We start from the raw sequence: 25474 nt of genomic DNA on the forward strand, positions 1-25474 counted from the left end.
ATGCAGGAACCCGTTCCCGTCGACGATCTCAAGGGCGTGCGCCTTTCTCTGGTGCAATACACTCACTTCATCTACGGCCTGCACGCCATTGCCGTGCTGATCGGCGTCACTTCGGCAGCAACGGTGGCCGGTGGTTTCGTCTTTGGTCTACCGTCCCTGGTGGCGGTCTTTCTCAATTACCTGAAGCGGGGCGAGGTCAGCGGTACCTGGCTGGAAAGTCACTTCCGCTGGCAGATTCGCACCTTCTGGTTCACCCTTTTGTGGTTGATCGTTTATGGCTTGCTGATCATCACCATCATCGGCATCCCTGTTGCCTGGATTCTGATTGCCTTGCTTGGCTTGTGGGTCGGCTATCGCGTCATTCGCGGCTGGACGGCACTCTTTGCCGTAAGATCAATTTGAGCTGGCAATAAAATGACATAACTGGCAAAATCGGAAATATTGTATTTTGCCGGGGGAGGGGGGACGTGAAGCGTGATTTCTTCTCGCTGGCCGGCTTTGGCGAAGCGGCGAGCAAACTGCCTATCGAGCGGCGCATCCACCTGATTCGTATCGAAACCTTTTTTGGTCATGCGCCAGGGAATGCGATCAGGATCGCGCTGGTTTCGCTGATCTTCACGACGGCGCTCGAAAAATCAGGGGCGGGGCAAAACACCATTTTTGCCTGGATCGGCGTGACCCTGCTGACCTGCCTGGCAATGATTGGCTACGAAGCATGGGTCCGGCATGTCGGACTCAGCATCGACAACGCCGAGTCTCACCTCCGCCGGCGCCGACTGCTCGGACTCTTTGCCGCAGTATCGGTAGCGACCGGTACGGTGTTGGTACCGGTTGACGCTGATCCTCTGTACCACGCGCTGGCGGTCTTCCTGGCATACGGCATGGTGTCTGTCACGGCACTGGCTTATGCCGTGCTGCAGCGCTTCTATACTGAAATCGCGCTGATTGCCTCCGGTCCCGTGCTGGTTCGCTACGTTTGGCTCTGGCATGAAAAAGGGGACAGCTTTTTTGGTTTTCTGGCGATCGTGATCGTCTTTACGACTGCCCTCATCCTCTTTCGCGGTGCGGCCAATACACGGTGGACCACCCAGGCCATCGAAGGCTATCTGCAGTTGCACGACGAAATCGTCGAGCGCTGCCGGATCGAAGCCGCGCTGGCGGCAGCCGAGGAAAACGCCTCGCGGCTGGCCGCCATGCTGCGCCTGATGTGCGACAACGTACCCGACATGATCTGGGCCAAGGATCTGGAAGGACGCTACCTCTTCGCCAATCAGGCGATGGCCAGTTGCTTGCTGTGTGCCAGCGACACCGGCGAGCCGGTGGGCAAGACCGATTTGTTCTTTGCCGAGCGGGAGCGCGCCGCGCATCCGGAGGACAGCCAATGGTTCACTTTCGGCGAGCAATGTCTGGCGACGGACCTCGAAACCCTGCGCCGGGGCGTACCGAGCGCTTTCGAAGAAATGGGCAATGTGCGGGGGCGTTATCTGTGCATTGATGCCTTCAAGGCCCCCTTCGTCGATGGTTCGGGGCAGGTGATCGGCACTGTCGGCAGCGCCCGGGATATCACCGAGCGCAAGCAGGTCGAGCGGGAGCTCGCCAAGTATCGGGAAAACCTCGAAGGTGTGGTCCGCGAGCGAACCCGCGAGCTGACCGTGGCCAAGGATCTGGCGGAAACGGCCAACCGTGCCAAGTCAGCCTTCCTGGCCAACATGAGCCACGAGATTCGGACGCCGCTCAATGCCATTACCGGCATGGCCTATCTGATGCGGCGCGACGGTGTCAGCGAAAAGCAGGGCGAACGACTGGACCGGATCGATGCGGCCGGTCAGCATCTGCTCGAAATCATTCATGACGTACTCAGCCTGTCGCAAATCGAGGCTGGCCGCATGACGCTTGAAGCCAAGCCGCTCGACCTGTCTGTCGTGTGTACCGGTGCACTCGAAGTCCTGGCTGACGAGGCGCGGCGCAAGGGGCTATCCCTGCGCCAAGAGTTTGGCGAATTGCCGGTCGGCCTGCACGGTGACGCCGTGCGTTTGCGCCAGTCGCTACTCAACTATCTGGGCAATGCCGTCAAATTCACCGAGGCCGGCAGCGTCGTCCTGCGTTGCCATGAACTATCGCGCAACGATAGCGGCCATCTGATCCGCTTCGAAGTCGTCGATAGCGGGCCGGGAATGTCGCCTGAGTCTCGGACACAACTATTCCAGCCCTTCCACCAGGTCGACAGCTCGTCGACCCGCGTCCATGGCGGGACCGGGCTCGGGCTGGTCATCACGCGGCGACTGGCCCAGCTGATGGGTGGCGATGCCGGCTGCGACAGTACGCCGGGCGTCGGGAGTCGCTTCTGGTTTACTGTCTGCCTGGCCGATGGCGAGCCTGCGCCGAACGCCAGCGAAGGTGCTGTCGTCAATGCCGCCAATGAACTGTTGCGTCATCGCTTTGCCGGGCGCAGCGTCCTGCTCGCCGAGGACAGTTGGGTCAATCGCGAGGTCGTCGTCGAAATGCTCGAAGACCAGTTGCTTGTCGTCGATGTCGTTGAAAACGGCGTGGCAGCGGTTGAGCGGGTCCGCGAACGGGATTACGACCTGGTGCTGATGGATGTCCAGATGCCCGAAATGGATGGTCTGGAGGCGACCCGCCGTATTCGGGCCATGCCGCAGCGGGAGCGGCTGCCGATCATCGCCCTGACGGCCAACGCCTTCGCCGAGGATCGCCAGGCCTGTCTGGAGGCCGGGATGAACGACTACCTGGCCAAGCCGTTCAGTCCGGACAAACTGTTTGCCAGGGTATTGCATTGGTTGCTCGAAGCCGAGCGGCAGGCCGGGCATTAGGTGCCCATGTAGCGCCCGTTCTTGTGATTGACCGCAATCACCAGATTGAGTGCCAGCGCACCGACGATGGACCAGCCGACGCTGACCGGGTCAAGCACGAAAATTGCCGCACCGAGAATCAGGAAATCGGCCGCCATCTGCAGCTTGCCGGCTCGCCAGCCGCGCGTGTTCTGCAAATGGATGACCAGAATGCCGAGGCCGCCCAGGCTGGCCTTGTGGCGGATCAGGATCAGCAGCCCGATCCCGGCCAGAAAACCGCCCATCACGGCGGCGAAGCCACGGTTCAGCGACTGCAGGTGGATTAGTGCCGGCAGCAATTCGGTGTACAGCGAGAGCAGGGTGATCGACAGGAAGGTCTTGACCGTAAAGGCCTTGCCCATGGCCCGCAACGCCAGTGCATAGAAGGGCAGATTGACCACGAACAGCACCAGTCCGATCGGCCAGCTGCTCAGATAGTGGATCAGGAAGGCGATGCCGACCGTGCCGCCGGTCAGCAGGCCGGCTTCGCGGAACAGGAAGATGGCAAAGGCGACCAGCAAGGGGGCGACGAGCAGGGCCTGGGCGTCTTCGAACAGGTTGTGGCGATGGCTTTCAGGTGTTGTCATGGCAGGAGGCAATTCTGGAACCTGTCAGCGGTAGTACTGACGGATTACGGCCAGCGAGCGCGAATAGCTATGCATGATCTGGGCGTCTTCATAACGGTGCTGGCTGCCCACCGGGCAGGCCTGACGGGCCAGGCAGCCGTGGGCGCACGCTGATTCCGGCTGCAGGCGGTAGCGGCTGCAGCGCTCGAGATCGAACTGGTCGCCGTGCAGGGCATCGGCCGGGCAGGCGGCAACGCAGGGTTTGGTTACACAGCTCGGGCACGGGCTGCGTGCCTCCTCGGCCGGCGATGGTGCAAAATCGGTGTCGGCAATGACCGCGGCCCGATAGGCGTACCAGCTACCCCATTCACGGTCGACCCCGACCATGATCGGCGACGGATGGTGCCATCCGGCCAGCTTGCCCAAGGCCTGCAGGCCGATCGGCTGCTCGCCGGGAAACAGGATGCGGTAGCGGTGGCCGGGCACCTGCTCGGCAAACCAGCGTTCGACAGTGCGGATGCTGTAGTCGTCTATGGGGTTTTCGCCAGTCAGGCCGGATGCCTTGACGCATTCCCACAGCAGTCGTCCGCCATGGCCAAACAGGATCAACTGGCGCTCGCCGGCTTGCGGCGCCAACTTGTCGGCGATGTCAGCGGGTAGAGCGCTCAGGTCGAAGACGAACTGGCGGTTCAGGCCGCTTTCGTTCAGGAAATCGGCGACAAAGGGCGAGCGCTCACTCATTTTCCAGCACCGGTGTTTTCTCGCCAACCCGGCGCTGGGCCACCCAGACGAGCAGGGCGTCGATGGCCGCGCTGCCAGCCTGGGCCTTCGGGTGGTTGATCAGGAAGGTGAAGGCGTAGCGGCGCCCCAGCGCATCCAGCGCGTAGCCCGATGCCGCCTTGACGCCATCCAGCGTGCCGGTCTTGATATGGGCGCGGCCGGTCGCCTCGGAGCTATTCAGGCGCTTCTTCATCGTGCCGTCGATGCCGACGATGGGCATGCTGGACACGAACTCCGGCATCACCGGATTCTTCCAGGCGTCGAGCAACAGGCGGTTCAGGCTGTCGGCACTGATCCGTTCGACGCGTGACAGGCCGGAACCGTTGTCGAGCACCAGTTCGCCGAAACGCAGGTTGCGGGCGGCCAGCCAGTCGCTGATTCGTTGCTTCGAGCGTTCGGCCGTGGCTGGTGCTGAATCATTGCCTAAAGTGAGGAAAACCTGCCTCGCCATCACGTTGTTGCTGAACTTGTTGATGTCGCGCACCGCGTCGGCCAACGGGGCCGACTCGTGCTGAGCCAGCAGCTTGGCGCCTATCGGTACGGTGCCGCCGCGAACCTGGCCATTCAGGTTGCCGCCGAGTTCCTTCCACAGGGCGCGGATCAATCCGTCGGCCTGGGCGTCAGCCGGCAGCGGCGACAGGTTCAGGGGTTTCTCGCCGCATAGTGCCGAATAAGTGCCGGTGAATTCCAGCCGGTTGCCGCTGTTTTCCGGAATCAGGCGAACATTGATCAAGTCCTTCCAGTTGCTGCCGCAGTCGCCGTTGCCGGCGCGTAACTGGTTGTCGACGCGCAGGCCTTCACTCGGCGTTTCCATCAGCACGCGCGGCTTCCCGTTGTCCGGCACTAGCGTGAAGCGCAGGGATCGGAAATTGAGCAGCAGACCATCCGGGCCGACGTTGTAAGGGCGCATTGGCTTGTCATCGAAGGCGCCGGGGTCGATGCTCGGTACGTTGAAGGCCGTGCGGTCCAGCACGACATCGCCGGCAATCTGCCGGATGCCACGGACCTGCAACTGGCGGAGTAGGGACCACAGGTGTTCGATGGCGAAGCGCGGGTCACCGCTGCCCTTGATATACAGATTGCCGCTCAAAATGCCATCAACCGGCGCGCTTTCAGTCCACACCGTGGTTTTCCAGGTGTAGGCCGGGCCAAGCAGATCAAGGGCGGCATAGGTGGTGACCAGTTTCATCACCGACGCCGGGTTCATCGCCTGGCTTGCGTTGTGGGCGACCAGTGGCGATCCGCTATCGACCGCCTGGATGACGACTGCGACATTTTTTGCGGGAATTTGCGCCGCCTTCAGCGCGCCAAGTACGCTGGGGGGCAGGCCGTCGGCCAGCGCAGCCAGGGAAATCCCGGCCAGGATCAGGGGGGCGAGTCTCTTGATGAACATCCGGATTAGGGTGGGGAATTCGAAGGTGTTAGCCTACCACTCACTGGGGTAATTCCGAGGGTGGGCCTTATCTTGATAAAACCCGGCGTGCTGTCCGAGTTTTGATGTTATTTTGACCGTCAGTGTGCTTCGGCGAGTTGTTTCTTCATGAATGATGTCGTCAACCAGCCTTCCAAAACCGGGAGCGATTCGCTTCTAGTCCTGGGCTACCAGGTCTGGCTGGCCGTGGCCTATCTTCTGGTAGCCCTGCTGTGCTGGCTTGGCGTGTCAATGGAATTCAGCCAGATCGATGAGAACATCGAAACCCTCGCCCGTGAGCGGGGAGCCGCGCTTTTTCGGTTGGTTGAGCTGACCCGTGACTGGAATGCCAAGCATGGCGGCGTCTATGTTCGGGTGACCGAGGCGACACAACCGAATCCCTATCTGAAGCATCCGAAGCGCGATCTTCAGACAACGGATGGCTTGCAATTGACCATGGTCAATCCGGCCTTCATGACTCGCCAGATTGCCGAGATTGCGGAGCAGGCCGATGGCGTTCAATTCCACATCACCAGCCTGAAACCGATTCGTCCGGCCAATACGCCGGACGCCTGGGAGGTCGATGCCCTGGAGACCTTTGAGGGCGGCAAGCGTGAAGTTCTATCGCTGGTGCAGAGTGAAAAAGGGGCTATGCATCGCTATATGGCCCCCTTGTTCGTCAAGCAGCCCTGTTTGAATTGCCATTCTGAACAGGGCTATCGGCTTGGTGAGATCCGGGGCGGCATCAGCGTGTCGATGCCAGCTGAAAAAATCCTCTCGGTTCGTCGCGATCAGCGGCGCCGAATAATGCTGGTCTTCGGTGCCGGGGCATTGATGTTTGCGCTACTGATGCATTTCGTGATCAGGCGCTCACGCCAGCATTTTCTGCACCTGAAAGCGGTCACGGCCGGGCAGGAAAAGTTGATTGCCGAGCGGACCCAGGCGCTTTCCTCTGCCAACGAGCAATTGATTGGGGAGGTGGCTGAGCGCAAGCGGAAGGAAATCCAGATTTCAGAAAGCGAAGCACGCTATCGCTCGGTCATCGAAACCAGTCAAAACGCCATTCTGATCATGCAGGCGCCGAATTTTGTCATTGTGTTTGCCAATGAGCAGGGGGCTGCTCTGGTGGGGCTTGCACCCAGTCAAATGATTGATCGGCCGATCCTTGATTTTGTTTGCCAGCAGGATCGCAGCATGGTGGCCGAGCGGCTGGCCCGTCGCGCACGCGGCGAACCTGTTTCGCCCACGGTACGTGCCCATTTTTGCCGTTTGGACGGTTCCCAGGTCCGGGTCGGCGATGTCCACGTGGCGCGCATCGAGAGTGCTTCGGAGTATCCACAATGGGTGCTCAGTGTGCATGATGTGACCAACCGCCTGGCAAACGAACGGGCGCTGCAGATTTCGGCGGCCGTTATGGAGAATGCCGCCGAAGGCATTGTGGTGACCGATGCCCAGAATCGGATCATTCAGGTCAATCCTGCTTTTTCGGCCATTACGGGCTACCGGCCACAGGAAGTATTGGGCAAGGATCCCAGTCTCCTTGGTTCGGGTCGGCATGAGAGCGGCTTTTTCCGCGAAATGTGGGAAACCCTGGAAAAAGAGGGGCACTGGGCCGGGGAGATCTGGAATCGTCGTCCGGACGGGACAGTCTACGTCGTCTGGCTGGCAATTTCGGCGATTCGTGGCGAGGGTGTAGAGAGTGGTGGCCGCCATGTGGCGACCTTCATCGATATCACCCAGCGCAAGGAGGTCGAGGAACTGCTCCGCCATCGGGCGCAAAGCGATCCCCTGACCGATTTGCCGAACCGCACCCTGTTCTATGACCGCTTGCAGGTGGCGCTGACCCACGCCCGACGCTATAGCGAGGAATTTGCCTTGCTTTACATCGACCTCGATCATTTCAAGATCGTGAACGACACGCTTGGCCATGCCGCTGGTGACGAGTTACTGATTGAGGCCAGCCATCGGCTGACGCAGGCCGTACGCCAGTCGGATACGGTGGCCCGCCTGGGGGGGGACGAGTTCGCCGTCATTCTGCCCAAGACTGGCAGTCAGTCCGAGATTGAAGAAGTGGCGCAGCGCGTCGTCGAGACGATGGTTCGACCGTTTCTCCTGTCGGCCGGCACGATCAATATTTCGACCAGCGTCGGGGTGGCCATTTATCCGCGCCACGGCGAAGATCTGGAAGCGATCCGGGCCAGCGCCGATGCGGCTCTCTATTCAGTCAAGCAATCCGGACGTAACGGCTATCGCTTGTACGTGCCGCCTGGCCACTAATTTTCCGCCTCGGCGTCGGGGAAAGTGCCGCCGGTCAACCCGCTGCCAAATGGGGCAGGTCGGGTTCAATCCGCGTTTTTGCGTAACGGCCTCTTGAAATAGGAAGGTTCCGCCCCTATTATTAGCACTCACCGGCGACGAGTGCTAATAGTGCTTCCGTCTCGGTCCCGGCACTGCGCTTTCGCGTAACCGGCCAATTTCCAGTTTGTCGCAACTCATTTTCAGGAGTCAGTTTTATGAATATCCGTCCTTTGCACGACCGAGTGATCGTCAAGCGCGTTGAAGCCGAGCGCACCACTGCATCCGGCATCGTCATTCCCGATTCCGCCGGTGAAAAGCCGGATCAGGGCGAAGTTCTGGCCGTCGGCCCGGGCAAGCGTGACGACAACGGCAAGCAGATCGCTCTCGACGTCAAGGTGGGTGACCGTGTTCTGTTCGGCAAGTACGCCGGCCAGGCCGTCAAGGTCGATGGTCAGGAAGTCCTGGTCATGCGTGAAGAAGACATCATGGGCGTTCTGGTCGCTTAAGCGCCAAGCCTTTCAATCTACAGAATTCAGGAGCTATTAAATGGCAGCTAAAGAAGTCAAATTCGGTGATTCCGCCCGCGCCCGCATGGTCGAAGGCATCAACATCCTGGCAGACGCAGTCAAGGTTACCCTCGGCCCCAAGGGTCGCAATGTCGTGCTCGAGCGCTCCTTCGGCGGCCCGACCGTCACCAAGGACGGCGTTTCTGTCGCCAAGGAAATCGAACTGAAAGACAAGTTCGCCAACATGGGCGCCCAGATGGTCAAGGAAGTCGCTTCCAAGACCTCCGATATCGCCGGTGATGGCACCACGACCGCCACTGTGCTGGCCCAGTCCATCGTTCGCGAAGGCATGAAGTTCGTTGCCGCCGGCATGAACCCGATGGACCTGAAGCGCGGTATCGACAAGGCTGTGGTTGCCACCATCGCTGAACTGCAGGCTTTCTCCAAGCCCTGTACGACCACCAAGGAAATCGCCCAGGTTGGCTCCATTTCCGCCAACTCCGATTCCGACATCGGCGAAATCATCGCCAATGCCATGGAAAAGGTCGGCAAGGAAGGCGTCATCACCGTTGAAGACGGCAAGTCCCTGGCCAACGAACTGGACGTCGTCGAAGGTATGCAATTCGACCGCGGCTACCTGTCCCCGTACTTCATCAACAACGGTGACAAGCAGCAAGCCCTGCTCGAAAACCCGTTCGTCCTGCTCTTCGACAAGAAGATCTCCAACATCCGCGACCTGCTGCCGATCCTGGAACAAGTTGCCAAGGCCGGCCGTCCGCTGCTGATCATCGCTGAAGATGTCGATGGCGAAGCCCTGGCTACCCTGGTCGTCAACAACATCCGTGGCATCCTGAAGACCGTTGCCGTCAAGGCTCCTGGCTTCGGCGATCGTCGCAAGGCCATGCTGGAAGACATCGCTATCCTGACCGGCGGTACCGTCATCGCTGAAGAAACCGGCCTGACGCTGGAAAAGGCTGTCCTGAAGGATCTGGGCCAGGCCAAGCGCATCGAAGTCGCCAAGGAAAACACCACCATCATCGACGGTGCCGGCGAAGCTGCTGCCATCGAAGCTCGCGTCAAGCAGATCCGTATCCAGATCGAAGAAGCGACCTCCGATTACGACAAGGAAAAGCTGCAGGAACGTGTTGCCAAGCTGGCTGGCGGCGTTGCCGTCATCAAGGTCGGCGCAGCTACCGAAGTCGAAATGAAGGAAAAGAAGGCCCGCGTTGAAGATGCCCTGCACGCTACCCGCGCTGCTGTGGAAGAAGGTATCGTCGCCGGCGGCGGCGTTGCCCTGATCCGTGCCCGCGCTGCCGTTGGCAAGCTGAAGGGTGACAACCACGATCAGGATGCCGGCATCAAGATCGTTCTCCGTGCCATGGAACAGCCGCTCCGCGAAATCGTTGCCAACGCTGGCGACGAGCCGTCGGTCGTGGTCGACAAGGTGCAGCGTGGCAAGGGTAACTACGGTTACAACGCTTCCACCGGCGAGTACGGCGACATGGTTGAAATGGGCGTGCTGGACCCGACCAAGGTCACCCGCACCGCACTGCAGAACGCCGCTTCCGTAGCCGGCCTGATGCTGACCACCGAATGCATGGTTGCTGAGCTGGCTGAAGACAAGCCGGCCGGCGGCATGCCTGACATGGGCGGCATGGGTGGTATGGGCGGCATGGGCGGCATGGGCATGTAATGTCCTGCTGAGCCTTCAAGCTCAACGAAAGCCCCGCCTTGTGCGGGGCTTTTTGTTGGCAAAAAAAGCAGATAAATGCCAATTTTTAAGTATGTTGAATTAATCGAATTAAACGTTTCGGAATTGATTACGCGCTGTAAGTTAGCTGTAAGACGCCGCGCCTAAATTACGCTTCGCAGCAATGCCTCTATAAACAAAATCTGAGGAGCAAATCAATGCAAGACACACTAGATCGGGTCACCGCGAACCCGAAGTTCCACGAGTTTATTGCCATGCGCAGTCGATACTCGATCATCATGGCTATCATCAGTGCCGCCGCTTATTACGGCTTCATCGTGCTGGTCGCCTATGACCCAGCGTTCCTGGCTACCAAGCTGGGTGCCGGCATGACCACCAGCCTCGGTGTTCCGCTCGGCGTTGGCGTCATCGCCTTCACCATCCTCCTCACCTGGATCTACGTTCGCCGCGCCAATAGCGAGTTTGACGAGACCAACGAAGCCATCATTCGGGAGGCACAGAAGTAAGATGACTAAATTCACCAAAATTCTTGCTGGCCTTCTGGCCATGGCGGTTGCCGGTGGCGCCATCGCCGCCGGTGCCGACCTTGGCAACACCACCCAGCAGGCAACCAACTGGATCGCAATTTCCATGTTTGCGGTCTTCGTCGGCGGCACGCTTTTCATCACCAAGTGGGCGGCCTCCAAGACCAAGTCCGCTGCTGACTTCTACACCGGCGGTGGTGGCATCACCGGCTTCCAGAACGGCTTGGCGATTGCTGGCGACTACATGTCCGCTGCTTCCTTCTTGGGTATTTCCGGTCTGGTGTTCGCCAACGGCTTCGACGGCCTGATCTTCTCGATCGGCTGGCTGGTCGGCTGGCCGGTCATCACCTTCCTGATGGCCGAGCGTCTGCGTAACCTGGGCAAGTTCACGTTCGCCGACGTGGCTTCCTACCGTTTCGCCCAGACCCCGGTTCGCGTTTTTGCAGCTTCCGCTTCCCTGGTTATCGTCGCCTTCTACATGATTGCGCAGATGGTCGGTGCCGGTCAGCTGATCAAGGTGCTCTTCGGTCTGGAGTACATGTACGCCGAAATCCTCGTCGGTTCCGTGATGATGATGTACGTGCTGTTCGGTGGCATGACCGCCACGACCTGGGTGCAGATCATCAAGGCCTGCATGCTGCTGGCTGGTGCCACCTTCATGGCCGTCTCCGTACTCCTGCAGTTCGGTTTCTCGCCGGAAGCTTTGTTCACCAAGGCGGTTGAAGTTCACTCCAAGCACGACGCCATCATGGCTCCGGGCGCACTGATCAAGGATCCGATCTCTGCCATCTCCGTTGGTATGGCGCTGATGTTTGGTACCGCTGGTCTGCCGCACATCCTGATGCGCTTCTTCACCGTGCCGAACGCCAAGGAAGCCCGCAAGTCGGTTGCCTGGGCAACCACCTGGATCGGTTACTTCTACATCCTGACCTTTATCATCGGTTTCGGCGCCATTACCAATCTGGTGCAAAACCCGGGCGACTTCTATGTCGGCGGCGAAATCGCCAAGGGCTTGAAGGGCGGCGGCAATATGGCTGCTGTGCATTTGGCCAAGGCGGTTGGTGGTGACGTGTTCCTCGGCTTCATCTCTGCCGTGGCCTTCGCAACCATCCTGGCTGTTGTGGCGGGTCTGACCCTGTCTGGCGCTTCTGCCGTGTCCCATGACCTGTACGCTTCCGTGTTCAACAAGGGTTGCTCTTCCGAACAGGAGCTGCGTGTCTCCAAGATCACGACCGTGCTGCTCGGCATCCTGGCTGTTGTTCTGGGTATCGCCTTCGAGAAGGAAAACGTTGCCTACATGGTGATGCTGGCCTTCGTGATCGCCTGTTCCTCCAACTTCCCGGTGTTGTTCATGTCCGTGCTGTGGAAAAACTGCACGACCAAGGGGGCCGTGGTTGGTGGCTTCGTCGGTCTGGCCTCTGCCGTGGTCCTGACCATCGGTTCCGCCAGCGTCTGGGAAGCCGTGATGCACAATCCGAAGGGCTCCGCCTGGTTCCCGTACAACTCTGCTGCCATCTTCTCGATGACCGCTGCGTTCGTGACCATCTGGCTGGTGTCCATTCTGGACAACTCCGCACAGGCCAAGAAGGAGCGTGCTCTGTACCCGTCTCAGCAACTGCGCTCCGAGACTGGTCTGGGTGCCTCGACTGCTTCTTCGCACTAAGACGACTTAATCTCGTCACAAAAAGCCCGGGGTTTCCCGGGCTTTTTTTCGTCTTGAATTCCGATGGATATGAATGGCCAAGCCTTGCTCGCCGAATAATATGGGCGTGCTTGTGCGCTGCGGGAATCGCAGTGCGTTTTATTTGATAGACTGTATGGGTTTGGCGGGGAAAAAACGGTAGGGGGTACCCAGTGCAGGATCGGGCCACCCCCTGAGTAGCAGCGTAAGCCACCTACTCCGAGACCATAAAAGGAGAACAGCCCGCTCAGGATAATGCGACTGGCTTACAGAAATCTTACGCCTCCTAAGGCAACAATCGGATAAATGCGCATCCTTATCGCTGAAGACGACGCCATCATCGCGGATGGCTTATCCCGCTCCCTACGGCAGGGCGGTTACGCTGTGGACTGGGCACCCAATGGCATGGAGGCCGACACGGCACTGGTCACGGTATCCTACGATTTGCTGATTCTTGATCTCGGTTTGCCCAAGCTTTCCGGGCTTGAGGTGCTCAAGCGACTACGGGCGCGTAATTCGCAGTTGCCGGTGTTGATTCTGACGGCCCTTGATGGCACAGGCGATCGCGTCAAGGGGCTTGACCTGGGTGCGGACGACTACATGGTCAAGCCGTTTGAGCTGCCTGAGCTTGAAGCCAGGGTGCGGGCCTTGACCCGCCGCTCGGCTGGTACCTCGCCGACCATCCAGTGTGGCGCCCTGACTTATGACCAGGTTGGACGAGTCGCTCAGATACAGGGCCAAACCCTGGAGTTGTCGGCGCGTGAAGTTGGCTTGCTGGAAGTGCTGTTGAGCCGGATGGGGCGCTTGGTCAGCAAGGACCAGCTGGTCGATCATCTTTGTGGCTGGGGTGAGGAAGTCAGCCATAATGCCATCGAGGTTTATGTCCATCGCCTGCGCAAGAAGATCGAGCCGGGCGGCGTGAAGATCGCGACCGTTCGTGGTCTGGGTTATTGCCTTGAGCGCCCCCCTGGCGAGTAATTCTCCGACGCCACCATCCGAGACCGAGCGCTCGCTGTTTGGCGAGATCCTCGACTGGATGCTGGCGCCCCTGCTTTTTGTCTGGCCGTTGAGTATTGCCTTCACGCATTACTTTGCCAACAACGTCGCCAATTATCCTTATGACCAGGCCTTGCGTGAGCATGTGGCGGCGATCGCCCGCCAAGTCAAACTGGTCAATGGCAAGCCACAACTCTCCTTGCCGGCATCAGCTCGTGCCTTGCTGCGAGCCGACGAAACGGACAGCGTGTATTTCCATGTGGTGACTTTTGACGGGCGTTTTCTGGCTGGTGACAAGGAGTTGCCGTTGAGCCAACTGCCACTGGACGACGCCATGGTTTCCGGCGAAATCTATCAGCGAGACGCTGATTTCAAGGGGCAGGATCTTCGAATGGCTTATACCTATCTGGCTGAGCCGAACATGCCGAAGTCGCAGTGGGTGGTCATCGAGGTTGGCGAAACCACGGAAAAGCGCAGTCAACTGGCCAACAAGATTGTTGCCAGCGTTATCCTGCCGCAATTCATCATTATTCCGCTGGCGGTCATGCTCGTCTGGTTCGGCTTGTCTCGCGGTTTGCGGCCCCTGACTCGTCTGCGCCAGACGATCGATGCCCGTCAGCCGGACGATTTGTCGCCAATCGCCACACGGCGGGTGCCTGAAGAGCTTGAGCCGCTGGTCGAAGCCTTCAACGAAATGCTCGAACGAATGAAGCGCAGTGTCGAGGCGCAGCAGCGTTTTGTCGCCGATGCGGCCCATCAGCTACGGACGCCGCTGACCGGATTGAAGACACAGGCCCAGTTTGCCATTCGTGAAACTGATCCCGAGGCATTACGTCACGCCCTGCGCCAGATAGCGACCGGGGTGGATCGTGCCGGCCGCTTGGTGAATCAACTGCTGACGCTGGCCCGTACCGAAGGCGGCGAGTTGGCGCAGCGCCGCCATGAACCGCTCGATCTTTCCCTTCTGGTGCGCGAGGTGGTTGAAGACTGGGTGACCGTTGCCATCGAGAAAGATATCGATCTCGGCTACGAGTCGGAAGGTCCGGCAATGATCAGCGGCAACTCCTTCCTGCTTCGTGAATTGGCCAAGAATCTTATCGACAATGCCTTGCGTTATACGCCGGCCGGCGGTCGCGTGACCTGTCGGGTTGTGGTTAACCCCGACACGGTGCTGTTGGAGGTTGAAGATAACGGCGTCGGTATCAGCGAGGAGCAGGCTGATCTGGTTTTCGAACGCTTCTATCGCGTTGATGACGCATCGACCGAGGGCAGTGGTCTTGGCCTGGCCATCGTTCAGGAAATTGCCATGCAGCACGATTCGCGCGCCAGCCTGCGTCCAAATCCACTAGGCAAGGGGGCAATTGCCCGCATTGCCTTTGCGGCTTGGTCTCCGCCACCGTTGCCACCGCCGCCGCCAGATGATTTCTCCGAGCTTTATCGTCAGTCGCCACCTATTGGCACCTGAAGAGACGAATTGAATCACCGATCTGCGGAATATGCTCTGGCTAGTTGCAGAGCGCCGGTGACATCGCTATAATGCGCCCTCGTTTGGCCAATTAGCTCAGTTGGTAGAGCAGCGGATTGAAAATCCGCGTGTCCGTGGTTCGATTCCGCGATTGGCCACCAAAAAATTCATAGCAAAAACGGCAACCCATTCAGGTTGCCGTTTTTCATTTCAGCGGGCAAATGTCCGCATGCCGGTGGATTGCCGGTGCGGCTTTTCCTGCCACGGTCGATTCGAAGTGCTTCACCATGCCCTTGCGGCATTTACAGGAGGCCTCTTGGCCAAACCCAATTATCAGTTCGAAAAGCGGCAAAGAGATCTTGCGAAGAAGAGCAAGCAAGAGGAAAAGCGGCGCCAGAAGCTGCTCGCCAAAGGTGGCGAGCAAGAGCCAGGGGGGCTGTCAGATCAGCCTCTGGAGAGTGCTGACTCTCCATCTACACCGGTGACTGCCGGAGTTGAAGGCCAGTCTTGATCGGTTGCGACGAAGGCGCTCATACGCAGGCCAGAGGGCGTGTTCAGTCTATGGGCCCGGCGTTTGCCAGCGCGGCCCTTGCCTTGTCCGAAGCGCTCAATCTGCCCAGCAGCGGCGAAGCTGACTTTGTCTTGCAGGTCGGCACGGAAGGCTTGCAACTGCAAGAGCTTGGCCCGCATGCGCCGGGGCCTTTGTCGGTGGATTTTGTCCGTGGTCCGTTGGCGCACCGGCGCTTGCAGGGCGGCGGCAGTGGTCAGATGATTGCCAAGGCCGTGGGTATCCAGCCAGGCGTTCGTCCCGACGTTCTTGATGCCACGGCCGGACTGGGGCGAGATGCCTTTGTGCTGGCGCAATTGGGGTGCAACGTCAGGCTCATCGAGCGACATCCCGTGATCGCGGCCTTGCTGGCGGATGGCCTTCAGCGTGCTCGCCTTGATCCGGATGTCAGGCCGATCATCGAGCGGATGCATTTGCAAACGGGCGATGCCATCCAGCTGATGAATGCCTGGGAGGGCGATCCGCCGCAGGTGATCTATGTTGACCCGATGTTTCCTCATCGCGAGAAAAGTTCGCTGGTCAAAAAGGAAATGAGCATGCTCCGCCCCTTGGTCGGTGACGATCTGGATGCCTCCTCGCTCCTCGAGGCGGCGCTGAAATTGGCGACGCATCGGGTCGTGGTCAAACGCCCGAGAAAGGCGCCCAGCGTTTTGGGTCCAAAGGTAGGCTATGTGCTGGAAGGTAAATCCAGTCGTTTCGATATTTACCCCAAGAGGTCATTAAAACCCTAGTGAGGCTTGCTCATAATGAGTGCGCTAACAAGTGCCTGAAAATATGCGTGTCCACGCTTCGCACTATTGTTACCAGCGTTGGAGCGGCTTCCCGGGATGGAAGCCGTTTTTGTTTTCTGCCTTTGGAATTCATGATGACGTTGCAATGCTGCAGTAACATTAGGTATTGATAATGCCGGCTTTTCCGAGAGACACGATCATGGACTTGTTGCTGTGGCGGCACGCTGAAGCCGAGGATGGTGAAGACGATCTGAAGCGGCGCTTGACTGAGCGAGGCGAGAAGCAGGCACGAGCGATGGGGGCCTGGATTCGTCAGCATCAGCCCAAGGATCTGCGGATCATCGTTAGTCCATCCGTGCGAACTCAGCAGACCGCCGAGGCCTTGAAACTGCCTTTTGAAACAAATCGCAAAATTGGACCGGAGGCTTGCGTCTCGGAGTTGATTGCGGCATCCGGCTGGCCGACCGCGAAAGGCGCCGTGTTGATTGTCGGGCATCAGCCATCGTTGGGGCGCTTTGCCTCATTGCTGCTGGCCGGCCAGGAGTCGGAGTGGAGCATCAAGAAGGGCGCGCTGTGGTGGCTGAGTAACCGCGTGCGTCGCGATGAAACGCAGACCGTGCTGCGGGCGATGATTCCAGTCGAGTTGCTGGACTAGACAAGGTCGCCGGATAGGCGTGAAATAAGTCCTTCGCATCAATCGATGGAGAGGGCATGGCTACCAACAAGAAAATAGCTGCAAGATCGCCGGCAATCGCCGAAACCAAAAAGCCCAGATCGCGTCCGCCTCGCCAGCGCGCAGTAGCCAGTGGCGATATCGCGCCAACACTGACGCCTGACGGGATTGAGGGATTTACCGTCCATGCGGCCGTCGATGGTGCCCAAGAGTCGAAATTGGGGGCCATGCGCGATGTGATCGCCGGAATGCCGCCGGAAGAGTCGGTTGCGCTGCTCAAGGGGCTGCTCAAGCAGCAGGGTGTGGTGGCCGAGGCGTTGCCGACCAGTCCGGACGATGAGTTGGTCAGGGACTGGCGCGAAGGGGGGTATCCCTACAAGAACCTGATGCAGCGCCGCAATTATGAGCGGCAGAAATATCGCCTGCAGGTCGAGTTGCTGAAGCTGCAGGCCTGGGTCAAGGAAACCGGGCAAAAGGTGGTGATCCTGTTTGAAGGCCGCGATGCGGCGGGCAAGGGAGGCACCATAAAACGCTTCATGGAGCACTTGAATCCACGGGGCGCCCGTGTCGTCGCCTTGGAAAAACCGAGCGAAATGGAGCGTGGCCAGTGGTATTTCCAGCGTTATGTGCAGCACCTGCCGACCAATGGCGAGATCGTGCTGTTTGACCGCTCCTGGTACAACCGTTCAGGAGTCGAGCGGGTGATGGGGTTCTGTACCGATCAGGAGTATGCAGAGTTCGTCCGTCAGGCGCCGGAATTCGAGCGCATGCTGGCGCGCAATGGCACGCATCTGATCAAGTTCTGGTTCTCGGTCAGCCGTGAGGAGCAGCGTCGCCGTTTCCGCGAGCGCAAGGTGCATCCGCTCAAGCAGTGGAAGCTGTCACCGATCGACATGGCCTCGCTGGACAAGTGGGATGACTACACCAAGGCCAAGGAGGCGATGTTCTTCCATACGGATACCGCCGATGCGCCGTGGACGGTGATCAAGTCGAACTGCAAGAAGCGCGCACGCCTGAATGCCATGCGCTATGTGCTGCACAAACTGCCGTACAACAACAAGGATACGGATCGCATCGGCAACCTGGATCCGTTGATCGTCGGCCGCGCCAATGTGGTCTTTGAGCGCGGCGAGCACCAGGGGGTGCCGATTCTCTAGCTGATCACGTAGGAGGCGCAGCCGGTGGCGATGAGCTGACCGGTCTCGTTTTCCAGCGTCATTTGCACGGAGGCGATACGGCCGCCGAGTCGGGTTACCCGGCCGGTGGCCGTAAATTTTTTGCCGATGCCCTGATGCAGGTAATCGGTGCGCAGGTCGATGGTACCGATGCGGCCAAAGCGATGACCGACCTGTTCTGTCGTTTCGCCACTGAATTTCTCGGCAATGGCGACCGTGGCGGCCAGGCCGCCAACGGTGTCGAGCACGGTAGCGATCACGCCGCCGTGTAGCCGGCCATGCAGGAAGTGGCCGATCAAATCCTGGCGCATGGCGAAGCTGATTTTCGGCGCAGCCGGATCGAGTGACTCGACCTTGAAACCGAGTAGTTCGTTGAAGCAGAGCTTGTGCTCGAAGACATCGCGCAGCGTGGCTTCGAGGCGGGATTGCTCTTCAGTGGAGCGGCGGGCTTGCGGGGGCGTAGGGGTCATTGTCTGGACGGGGCGGCAGAGTCGGCTAGCGTTTGGTGGGCGGTCGGCCCAAATGGAATTCCAGGCGATGGCTGGCGGCTTCAATCAGGTCGCCATCTTGCAAGGCGACCGGCTCACGGCCGATCGACTTCTGGTTTACGCGCGGCATCTGCGGGCCTTCGACGTGGGTGAGGTAAATTTTCTGTGGGCGGCGGGTCAGTACGACGAGTTGTTCGCCGGGGGTGCCAAATGTGGTCACCACGCGATCGAGCGCGACGTTCTCGCCGGGCAGGTGATGTCCCCGGCCCTTCTGAATCTGGACGTAGCCTTCGGGAAAGTACATCTTGTTGGGGCGAGCGCTGGGTAGCGACGTGATTGCCTTGCCGGCTTGCGCTTCAAGAGGTAGTGCCTCAATCAGCATGGTGCGATCCATGTTGAGCTCGGAGGAGACCCGCGAATTCAGGTAGCGCAGATGGTAGGCGCCGAGATGGATGATGTCGCGATGCTGCAGTATCTGGCGAAAACACGCCTTGCCGTTGACCAAGATGCCGTAGTCGCCCTCAAGGCTTTCCAGGATATGGTCTTCACCGATGCCCACGATGTGAGCGCAGTGTTCGCCAACCAAAGGGTCGTTGATGACGATGTCGTTGTCGGCAGCCTGCCCGATGCAGAGGTTGGGCTTGTCGGTAAAAAACTGGTTGATCACGGTGCCGTTCAGGCTGAGCACGAGTTTTGCCATGATTCTGTCTCCCCTTCAGCGCTTCAGCCAGCTTAGCAGGCGACCGAGCAGGCCGGATTTTTCCGGCGCCGTATCAAAAACGCGCACGAGTGCCACCGAGATGTTGTCGGCTCCGCCGTAGTCGTTGGCGAGCTGGATCAGGTGTTGGGCAGCCAATTCCAGATTGGTTTTTAGCTGGTCCAGAATCAGCTCGATGTCGCTGTCCTCGACCATGTCGGTCAAGCCGTCGGAGCAGAGCAGGTAAAGGTCGCCGGCCCGTAGGGCTTCTTCGTGGATATGAACTGCGGTTTGCAGCTCGAGGCCGAGGGCGCGTGTAACGAAGTGCCGGTTGTGCGAGCTGGCGGCTTCGTTGGCCGAAATCAGCCCACTTTCGACCTGATCACGGAGCAGCGAGTCGTCGCGGGTCAGTTGCTGCAATTGGCCGTTGCGCAGGCGGTAGATGCGTGAGTCGCCGATATGCAGCAGCGCGGCATGCTCACCATGCATCAGCCAGAGCGCGATGGTTGTGCCCATGCCCTTGCAGTTCGCGTGGCCGGCCGCCGTGGAGTAGATGGCACGGTTGGCCTCGCCGATTAACTGCTCGGCGAACTGATGTGGTCGCGGCTGGCGTGCGCCGGCGCGAAATTGCTGGATCTTGATCGGCAGGCGTTCGCGGAGGGTGTCGACGGCGATCCGGCTGGCGATTTCTCCTGCGTTGTGGCCGCCCATGCCGTCGGCGACGACGGCGAATCCGTACTCGACATCGACGGCAACGGCGTCTTCATTGAGTGCGCGCATCCGGCCGGGATCGGAAAGGGCGATGGCTTCGAGGGAAAAGCGTTGTTTGTTCAATTTGTCAGCGAAAAGCCAGTGAGGAGCGGGAAAACGCGCTGAAATATAGCATATCGGTTTTGCCTTTCTTGACACTATCTATCCCGGTAGACGATATTCAACCCTCGTCCGCACGCGGTATATTACATCGGCATTTTTTGACATGGCAATCGAACAACTGGGGCGATTCAAGATCACCGGAACGCTGGGGCAGGGAGCGATGGGAACCGTATACCGGGCTCACGATCCACTGATCGAGCGTACCGTTGCGATCAAGACAGTTGCCTGTGCCGGTCTGTCTAAAGATGAGGCGCTTGCCTTCGAGCAGCGTTTTTATCGCGAGGCTAAATCGGCCGGGCGCCTGAGTCACCCGAACATCGTGACCATTCACGATGTCGGACGCAATGAAAGCCTGGCCTTCATCGCCATGGAATACCTGAACGGGCAGAGTCTGCGCGAACTGCTCGATTCCGGTGTCGTCCTGCCGCCCGAGCGGTGCACTGAAATTGCCGCCGATGTGGCCGATGGCCTGGCCTTTGCCCACGCCAATGGGGTTGTCCATCGTGATATCAAGCCGGCCAATATCATGGTCCTTGATAACGGTTCGGTGAAGATTTCCGATTTCGGCGTCGCCTTGATTCCGAGCGGTTCGACGACCGTCGAGGGGACCGCGTTCGGTTCGCCGAAATACATGTCGCCCGAGCAGGTGACCGGCCAGAAAGTCGATGGCCGTTCTGACATCTTTTCCCTTGGTGCCGTGCTCTACGAGATGCTGGCTGGGCGCCCTGCCTTTGACGGTGAAGAATTGACGGCGGTGCTTTACCAGGTGTTGCACGCGGCGCCGCCTTTGCCGTCGAGTTTCAATCCAGAATTGCCGCGAGTATTCGACCGTCTGATCGCCAAGAGCATGGCGAAAGATCCGGACAAGCGCTACCAGAACGCGACGGATTTGGCGGCAGACCTGCGCAAATGCCGGCGCATGCTGCGCGAAGCCAGGAAAAAGGCCGAGGGCGATGACCAAGTCCGTAACAAGCGCCAGGGGCGCGATGCTTCGTCACCTGCTTTGGTCAAGGTTAATCCGTCCCCGTGGCTGACGGCTGCGGCACTGGCCTCCGTGGTTTCGATCGTTGGCGCGCTGTTCTGGTATTACGGAAGCAAGCCAAGGTTCGAGGCAGCGCCGGCGGTTAGCGTCGCGGAAAATGCCTCGTCGCCACTGGTTCCAGCCCCTGAAAGCCTTGCGCCAAAAGTGCCTGGGGTGGCTACTGAAGGAGGTAGCAAGGCGGCCAAAGTAAAATCCGAGAGTGCGGCATCGGTTCCTGTGGCGCTGGCCGATGGGGTGGTCCGCTTGGCAATTGCGCCGTGGGGCGAAGTCTTTGTCGATGGCAAAATGGCCGGCGTGTCCCCGCCGTTGACTGAAGTACGGCTGTCGCCGGGCAAGCATCATGTCGAGGTGCGTAATACCAACTTCCCGCCCCATCGGCAGGTGGTCGAAGTGGTTGCCGACAAGAACATCCGCATCAAGCACAAATTCCAGTGAGTCTTTCCATGTTCCTTCCGACTTCTCCTGCACTCTCCCGTTTTACGGCCCTGTGCATGGTCGTGTTGCTGTGTGCTGCCTGCGCTTCCCAATCCGCTCCCAAGACCGAGGGGGGCGGCAATCAGAAGGCAGGGGGGGGCAATCAGAAGACCGGGAGTGGACAGGCGAAAAGCGTTCCAACGGCTCCGCAAGCGCTAAGCAAGGCGCAGCAGGAGTTGGCCGCCGGTGTCGCCAGCTATGAAGATGGGGCTTACAAACAGGCCGCCCGGCAACTGCAGAATGCCCTGGCCCTGGGGCTGGACTCCGGTGCAGAGCAGGCGCGGGGACACAAGTATCTGGCTTTCATGCACTGCGTGGGCAAGCGTCAAAAACAGTGCCGCGAGGAGTTTGGCAAGGCGATGGCGGCCGATCCTGCTTTCGATCTGACCCCGGCGGAAGCTGGGCATCCGACCTGGGGACCAGTGTTCCGCAAACTGAAGGCTGCGCGTAAGGCGCCCTAGACTTCCGTTAGATGAAGAAAGGGCGACGGTGGAAACCATCGCCCTTACCGAACGCCAAGAATGGATTAGCGTCGTTACTTCTTGCGCGGTGCCGGAACATCCGTACAGGTGCCGTGCGCCACTTCGGCGGCCATGCCCACCGTTTCACCCAGCGTCGGGTGCGGGTGGATGGTCTTGCCGATATCGACCGAGTCGCAGCCCATTTCGATGGCCAGACAGACTTCGCCGATCATGTCGCCAGCGTTCGGGCCGACAATCGCCCCGCCGATGACGCGATGCGTTTCGGCGTCGAAGATCAGCTTGGTGAAGCCGTAATCGGCACCGTTGGCGATGGCACGACCGGAGGCTGCCCACGGGAACTTGGCGGCTTCGATCTTGCGACCATCCTTCTTGGCCTGATCTTCGGTGACACCAACCCATGCCACTTCCGGGTGGGTGTAGGCGACACTCGGGATCACCGAGGCGTCGAAGGCCGATTTCTGGCCCGCCGCCGCTTCCGCCGCGACGTGCGACTCATGCACCGCCTTGTGGGCCAGCATGGGCTGGCCGACGAGGTCGCCGATGGCGAAGATGTGCGGCACGTTGGTGCGCATCTGGGCATCAACATTGATGAAGCCACGCTCGGTCACGGCCACGCCAGCCTTGTCGGCACCGATCTTGTTGCCGTTCGGCGTGCGGCCGGCGGCTTGCAGGATCATGTCGTACTTGACCGGTTCCGGCGAGACGCCTTCGCCCTCAAACTTGACGTAGAGGCCGTCATCCTTGGCATCGACAGCCACCGTCTTGGTCTTCAGCATGATCTTGTCGAAGCGTTTGGCGTTCTGCTTCTCCCAGACCTTGACGGCGTCGCGATCCGGGCCTTGCATCAGGCCATCCATCATTTCGACGACATCGACCTTGGCGCCCAGCGTCGAATAGACCGTGGCCATTTCGAGGCCGATGATGCCGCCGCCGATGACCAGCATCTTCTCCGGCACGAAGCGTAGTTCGAGCGCCCCGGTCGAATCGACAATACGCGGGTCCTTCGGAATGAAGGGCAGATGCATGGCGGCCGAACCGGCGGCGATGATGCATTTCTGGAATTTGACGATCTTCTTGGCGCCGGTCTTGTCCTGGCCCGTGCCATCGGTCACTTCGACCTCGATGTGGTGCGGGTCGATGAACGTACCGTAGCCGCGCACGATCTCCACCTTGCGGCCCTTGGCCATGCCGGCCAGACCACCGGTCAGCTTGCCGACGACCTTGTCCTTGTGGGCGCGCAGCTTGTCGATATCGACAGTCGGCGCGGCAAAGGTGACGCCGAGGTCATTGGCGTGCTCGGCTTCTTCCATGACGGCTGCGACGTGCAGCAGGGCCTTGGACGGGATGCAGCCGACGTTGAGGCAGACGCCGCCGAGGGTGGCGTAGCGCTCGACGATGACCGTCTTCATGCCGAGGTCGGCCGAGCGGAAGGCGGCGGAATAACCGCCGGGGCCGGCGCCGAGGACGAGCATTTCGCACTCGATGTCGGCACCGCCGGCATGGCTGCCGGCGACCGGGGCAGCAACCGGCACCGCTGCAGGAGCGGCAGCGGGGGCGGCGGCTTGCGGGGCCGGGGCAGCCGCCGCAGCACCGGATTCGACCTTGATCAGCAAGGAGCCTTCGGCCACCTTGGCGCCGAGCTGAACAAGCACTTCCTTGACCACACCGGCGACCGGCGACGGTACATCCATCGTCGCCTTGTCGGATTCCAGCGTGCAGATCGCGTCATCCACCTTGATGCTGTCGCCGACCTTGACGAACAGGTCGATGATCGGCACTTCGGCGAAATCGCCGATATCGGGGACTTTGACTTCTACCAGATTGCTCATGGTCATTCCCCTTTACAGCGCGACGCGACGGAAGTCGGCCAGCAGCTGGGCGATATAGACATTGAAGCGGGTCGCCAGCGCACCGTCGATGACGCGGTGGTCGGCGGTCAGCGACAGCGGCAGGACGAGGCGCGGCACGAATTGCTTGCCGTCCCAGACCGGTTTCATGGCCGACTTGTTGACGCCGAGGATGGCGACTTCCGGTGCATTGACGATCGGTGCGAAGTAAGTGCCGCCGATACCGCCCAGGCTGGAAATCGTGAAGCAGGCACCGGACATGTCGGCCGGCTTCAGCTTGCCGTCACGCGCCTGCTTGGCCAGATCACCGGATTCCTGCGCCAGTTCGAAGACCGACTTCTTGTCGACATTCTTGACCACCGGCACGACCAGGCCGTTCGGGGTATCAGCCGCGAAACCGATGTTGAAATACTTCTTCAGCACCAGATTGTCGCCGTCGAGCGAGGAATTGAATTCCGGGAATTTCTGCAGGCCCTTGACGCAAGCCTTCATCAGGAAAGCGAGCATGGTCAGCTTGGCGCCGCCACCCTTTTCGTTTTCCTTGTTGAGCAGCACGCGGAAGGCTTCGATATCGGTGATGTCGGCATCTTCGTGATAGGTCACGGCCGGGATCATCACCCAGTTGCGCGACAGGTTCTGGCCGGAAATCTTCTTGATGCGCGACAGCGGCTTGACCTCGATTTCGCCGAACTTGGCGAAATCAACCTTCGGCCAGGGCAGCAGATCGAGACCGCCGCCGAGGCTGGCACCGCCGCCAGCAGTCGGTCCGGCTACAGCACCGGACATGACGCCCTTGACGTACTTGGTCAGGTCTTCCTTGACGATGCGGTTTTTCGGGCCGGTCGCCGGCACCTTGTTCAGATCGACACCGAGTTCGCGGGCATAGGCACGGACCGACGGCGAGGCGTGAACCTTGCTGCCAGCGGCCAGTGCCGGGGCTAGTGCGGCCGGGGATGCGGCTGCCGGAGCAGCAACAGGCGCGGCAACGGGAGCCGGAGCTGCAGCAGCAGGTGCCGGAGCAGCAGCTTGCGGGGCAGCGGCCGGAGCCGAGGCACCACTTTCAACCTTGATCAGAACCGTGCCTTCACCGACCTTGGAGCCGATCTGGACGAGCACTTCCTTGACCGTACCGGCGACGGTGGACGGAACATCCATCGTCGCCTTGTCGGATTCCAGCGTGGCGATCGCGTCATCAACCTTGATGGCGTCGCCAACCTTGACGTACAACTCGATGACCGGGACTTCGGCGAAATCGCCAATATCCGGGACCTTGACTTCAACCACGCCACCACCGGCTGCAGGCGCAGCAGCGACCGGTGCAGCAGCGGGTGCTGGTGCCGGCGCAGCGGCTTGCGCCGCCGGAGCAGGGGCGGCTGCCGGCTCGGCCGCAGCGCCGCCGGTTTCAACCTTGATCAGCAGGGCGCCTTCGCCGACTTTGGAGCCGAGCGAGACCAGCACTTCCTTGACGACGCCGGCAACGGTGGAAGGAACATCCATCGTGGCCTTGTCGGATTCCAGCGTGACGATGGCGTCGTCAACCTTGATGGTGTCGCCGACTTTGACGAACAGGTCGATGACCGGAACGCTGTCGAAATCGCCGATATCGGGGACTGTGACTTCAATGATTTGGCTCATGT

Annotated in this window: 23 protein-coding genes and 1 tRNA gene; 16 read left to right on the forward strand and 8 right to left on the reverse strand. The window is 60.0% G+C overall.

The window, feature by feature from the left end; genetic code table 11:
• Positions 1–402 carry a membrane protein gene (locus tag DARO_RS02180; RefSeq protein ID WP_011286185.1) on the forward strand — a complete coding sequence of 134 codons (402 nt, stop codon included), beginning with the start codon at positions 1–3 and terminating at the stop codon, positions 400–402.
• 65 nt (positions 403–467) lie between these two features.
• Complete coding sequence (locus tag DARO_RS21475) at positions 468–2831, forward strand: response regulator (protein ID WP_011286186.1); 2364 nt, start codon at positions 468–470, stop codon at positions 2829–2831.
• Here DARO_RS21475 and DARO_RS02190 read toward each other — a convergent pair.
• From DARO_RS02190 to dacB, 3 genes are read right to left on the reverse strand one after another with little or no spacing between them, the layout of a single operon-like run.
• A complete protein-coding gene (locus tag DARO_RS02190) occupies positions 2828–3436 on the reverse strand; it encodes a YitT family protein (protein WP_011286187.1) in 609 nt (202 codons plus the stop codon). The two genes, DARO_RS21475 and DARO_RS02190, sit on opposite strands and share 4 nt — an antisense overlap.
• A 24-nt stretch (positions 3437–3460) precedes the next feature.
• Positions 3461–4156, reverse strand: a complete 696-nt coding sequence (locus tag DARO_RS02195) for a hypothetical protein (protein WP_011286188.1) — start codon at positions 4154–4156, stop codon at positions 3461–3463.
• Positions 4149–5588, reverse strand: coding sequence for a D-alanyl-D-alanine carboxypeptidase/D-alanyl-D-alanine endopeptidase (gene dacB, locus DARO_RS02200; RefSeq protein WP_011286189.1), 1440 nt, complete (start codon positions 5586–5588; stop codon positions 4149–4151). Before dacB ends, DARO_RS02195 begins: the two co-directional genes overlap by 8 nt.
• 147 nt (positions 5589–5735) lie before the next feature.
• On the opposite strand from dacB, the gene DARO_RS21480 reads away from it, so the two are divergent.
• The 12 genes from DARO_RS21480 (at position 5736) to ppk2 (ending at position 17916) form a co-directional block, all read left to right on the forward strand.
• Positions 5736–7883, forward strand: coding sequence for a diguanylate cyclase domain-containing protein (locus DARO_RS21480; protein ID WP_011286190.1), 2148 nt, complete (start codon positions 5736–5738; stop codon positions 7881–7883).
• 236 nt (positions 7884–8119) lie between these two features.
• Complete coding sequence (locus DARO_RS02215; protein WP_011286191.1) at positions 8120–8410, forward strand: co-chaperone GroES; 291 nt, start codon at positions 8120–8122, stop codon at positions 8408–8410.
• A gap of 40 nt (positions 8411–8450) precedes the next feature.
• Positions 8451–10103: a chaperonin GroEL gene (gene groL, locus DARO_RS02220; RefSeq protein ID WP_011286192.1), complete on the forward strand. Its 1653-nt coding sequence runs from the start codon at positions 8451–8453 to the stop codon at positions 10101–10103.
• A gap of 215 nt (positions 10104–10318) precedes the next feature.
• Positions 10319–10627: a DUF485 domain-containing protein gene (locus tag DARO_RS02225; protein ID WP_011286193.1), complete on the forward strand. Its 309-nt coding sequence runs from the start codon at positions 10319–10321 to the stop codon at positions 10625–10627.
• A gap of 1 nt (position 10628) precedes the next feature.
• Entirely contained in the window at positions 10629–12308 is a 1680-nt protein-coding gene (locus DARO_RS02230; protein WP_011286194.1) for a cation acetate symporter, read from the forward strand.
• Between the two features lie 324 nt (positions 12309–12632).
• Positions 12633–13304: a response regulator transcription factor gene (locus tag DARO_RS02235; protein WP_011286195.1), complete on the forward strand. Its 672-nt coding sequence runs from the start codon at positions 12633–12635 to the stop codon at positions 13302–13304.
• On the forward strand, positions 13282–14787 hold the full coding sequence (locus DARO_RS02240) for a sensor histidine kinase N-terminal domain-containing protein (RefSeq protein ID WP_011286196.1): 1506 nt from the start codon (positions 13282–13284) through the stop codon (positions 14785–14787). Before DARO_RS02235 ends, DARO_RS02240 begins: the two co-directional genes overlap by 23 nt.
• 85 nt (positions 14788–14872) lie before the next feature.
• Positions 14873–14948 (forward strand) — tRNA-Phe (locus DARO_RS02245).
• Positions 14939–15298, forward strand: a complete 360-nt coding sequence (locus DARO_RS22715) for a hypothetical protein (protein ID WP_157037124.1) — start codon at positions 14939–14941, stop codon at positions 15296–15298. Before DARO_RS02245 ends, DARO_RS22715 begins: the two co-directional genes overlap by 10 nt.
• Before the next feature lie 50 nt (positions 15299–15348).
• The gene (locus DARO_RS02255) at positions 15349–16086 is read left to right on the forward strand and encodes a class I SAM-dependent methyltransferase (protein ID WP_011286198.1); all 738 of its coding nucleotides are present in this window, start codon (positions 15349–15351) and stop codon (positions 16084–16086) included.
• Positions 16087–16285: 199 nt separating this feature from the next.
• Positions 16286–16741 carry a histidine phosphatase family protein gene (locus tag DARO_RS02260; RefSeq protein ID WP_041224658.1) on the forward strand — a complete coding sequence of 152 codons (456 nt, stop codon included), beginning with the start codon at positions 16286–16288 and terminating at the stop codon, positions 16739–16741.
• 56 nt (positions 16742–16797) lie between these two features.
• Positions 16798–17916, forward strand: coding sequence for a polyphosphate kinase 2 (gene ppk2, locus DARO_RS02265; protein ID WP_011286200.1), 1119 nt, complete (start codon positions 16798–16800; stop codon positions 17914–17916).
• Here the strand turns inward: ppk2 and DARO_RS02270 are convergent.
• Genes DARO_RS02270 through DARO_RS02280 form a run of 3 tightly spaced genes read right to left on the reverse strand, consistent with a single transcriptional unit; the run spans position 17913 to position 19953 of the window.
• Positions 17913–18404 carry a thioesterase family protein gene (locus tag DARO_RS02270; protein ID WP_011286201.1) on the reverse strand — a complete coding sequence of 164 codons (492 nt, stop codon included), beginning with the start codon at positions 18402–18404 and terminating at the stop codon, positions 17913–17915. The two genes, ppk2 and DARO_RS02270, sit on opposite strands and share 4 nt — an antisense overlap.
• A 25-nt stretch (positions 18405–18429) precedes the next feature.
• Entirely contained in the window at positions 18430–19122 is a 693-nt protein-coding gene (locus DARO_RS02275; protein WP_011286202.1) for an FHA domain-containing protein, read from the reverse strand.
• A 15-nt stretch (positions 19123–19137) separates the two neighbouring features.
• On the reverse strand, positions 19138–19953 hold the full coding sequence (locus tag DARO_RS02280) for a Stp1/IreP family PP2C-type Ser/Thr phosphatase (protein ID WP_049758409.1): 816 nt from the start codon (positions 19951–19953) through the stop codon (positions 19138–19140).
• Positions 19954–20095: 142 nt separating this feature from the next.
• Here DARO_RS02280 and DARO_RS21485 point away from each other — a divergent pair, with 142 nt between their 5' ends.
• Together DARO_RS21485 and DARO_RS21490 are read left to right on the forward strand one after the other, a co-directional pair.
• Positions 20096–21469, forward strand: a complete 1374-nt coding sequence (locus DARO_RS21485; RefSeq protein ID WP_011286204.1) for a serine/threonine-protein kinase — start codon at positions 20096–20098, stop codon at positions 21467–21469.
• Between the two features lie 8 nt (positions 21470–21477).
• Positions 21478–21969, forward strand: a complete 492-nt coding sequence (locus DARO_RS21490; protein ID WP_011286205.1) for a TssQ family T6SS-associated lipoprotein — start codon at positions 21478–21480, stop codon at positions 21967–21969.
• Positions 21970–22043: 74 nt separating this feature from the next.
• Here the strand turns inward: DARO_RS21490 and lpdA are convergent, their stop codons facing one another.
• Both lpdA and aceF read right to left on the reverse strand, forming a co-directional pair.
• Positions 22044–23819 (reverse strand): dihydrolipoyl dehydrogenase, encoded by a 1776-nt coding sequence (gene lpdA, locus DARO_RS02295; RefSeq protein WP_011286206.1) that lies wholly within the window; start codon positions 23817–23819, stop codon positions 22044–22046.
• A 12-nt stretch (positions 23820–23831) separates the two neighbouring features.
• Entirely contained in the window at positions 23832–25472 is a 1641-nt protein-coding gene (gene aceF / locus DARO_RS02300) for a dihydrolipoyllysine-residue acetyltransferase (protein ID WP_011286207.1), read from the reverse strand.
• Between the last annotated feature and the right edge of the window lie 2 nt (positions 25473–25474).

It is taken from the genome of Dechloromonas aromatica RCB, assembly GCF_000012425.1.

Bases quoted from the DNA above. Each gene is read 5' to 3' on its own strand.
- DARO_RS02190 (WP_011286187.1), bottom strand. From the start codon at position 3,436: ATGACAACACCTGAAAGCCATCGCCACAACCTGTTCGAAGACGCCCAG.
- lpdA (WP_011286206.1), bottom strand. From the start codon at position 23,819: ATGAGCAATCTGGTAGAAGTCAAAGTCCCCGATATCGGCGATTTCGCC.
- ppk2 (WP_011286200.1), top strand. From the start codon at position 16,798: ATGGCTACCAACAAGAAAATAGCTGCAAGATCGCCGGCAATCGCCGAA.
- aceF (WP_011286207.1), bottom strand. From the start codon at position 25,472: ATGAGCCAAATCATTGAAGTCACAGTCCCCGATATCGGCGATTTCGAC.
- DARO_RS02195 (WP_011286188.1), bottom strand. From the start codon at position 4,156: ATGAGTGAGCGCTCGCCCTTTGTCGCCGATTTCCTGAACGAAAGCGGC.
- DARO_RS21480 (WP_011286190.1), top strand. From the start codon at position 5,736: ATGAATGATGTCGTCAACCAGCCTTCCAAAACCGGGAGCGATTCGCTT.
- DARO_RS02230 (WP_011286194.1), top strand. From the start codon at position 10,629: ATGACTAAATTCACCAAAATTCTTGCTGGCCTTCTGGCCATGGCGGTT.
- dacB (WP_011286189.1), bottom strand. From the start codon at position 5,588: ATGTTCATCAAGAGACTCGCCCCCCTGATCCTGGCCGGGATTTCCCTG.
- DARO_RS02255 (WP_011286198.1), top strand. From the start codon at position 15,349: ATGGGCCCGGCGTTTGCCAGCGCGGCCCTTGCCTTGTCCGAAGCGCTC.
- groL (WP_011286192.1), top strand. From the start codon at position 8,451: ATGGCAGCTAAAGAAGTCAAATTCGGTGATTCCGCCCGCGCCCGCATG.
- DARO_RS02260 (WP_041224658.1), top strand. From the start codon at position 16,286: ATGGACTTGTTGCTGTGGCGGCACGCTGAAGCCGAGGATGGTGAAGAC.
- DARO_RS02275 (WP_011286202.1), bottom strand. From the start codon at position 19,122: ATGGCAAAACTCGTGCTCAGCCTGAACGGCACCGTGATCAACCAGTTT.
- DARO_RS02225 (WP_011286193.1), top strand. From the start codon at position 10,319: ATGCAAGACACACTAGATCGGGTCACCGCGAACCCGAAGTTCCACGAG.
- DARO_RS02215 (WP_011286191.1), top strand. From the start codon at position 8,120: ATGAATATCCGTCCTTTGCACGACCGAGTGATCGTCAAGCGCGTTGAA.
- DARO_RS21490 (WP_011286205.1), top strand. From the start codon at position 21,478: ATGTTCCTTCCGACTTCTCCTGCACTCTCCCGTTTTACGGCCCTGTGC.
- DARO_RS21485 (WP_011286204.1), top strand. From the start codon at position 20,096: ATGGCAATCGAACAACTGGGGCGATTCAAGATCACCGGAACGCTGGGG.
- DARO_RS02270 (WP_011286201.1), bottom strand. From the start codon at position 18,404: ATGACCCCTACGCCCCCGCAAGCCCGCCGCTCCACTGAAGAGCAATCC.
- DARO_RS02180 (WP_011286185.1), top strand. From the start codon at position 1: ATGCAGGAACCCGTTCCCGTCGACGATCTCAAGGGCGTGCGCCTTTCT.
- DARO_RS02235 (WP_011286195.1), top strand. From the start codon at position 12,633: ATGCGCATCCTTATCGCTGAAGACGACGCCATCATCGCGGATGGCTTA.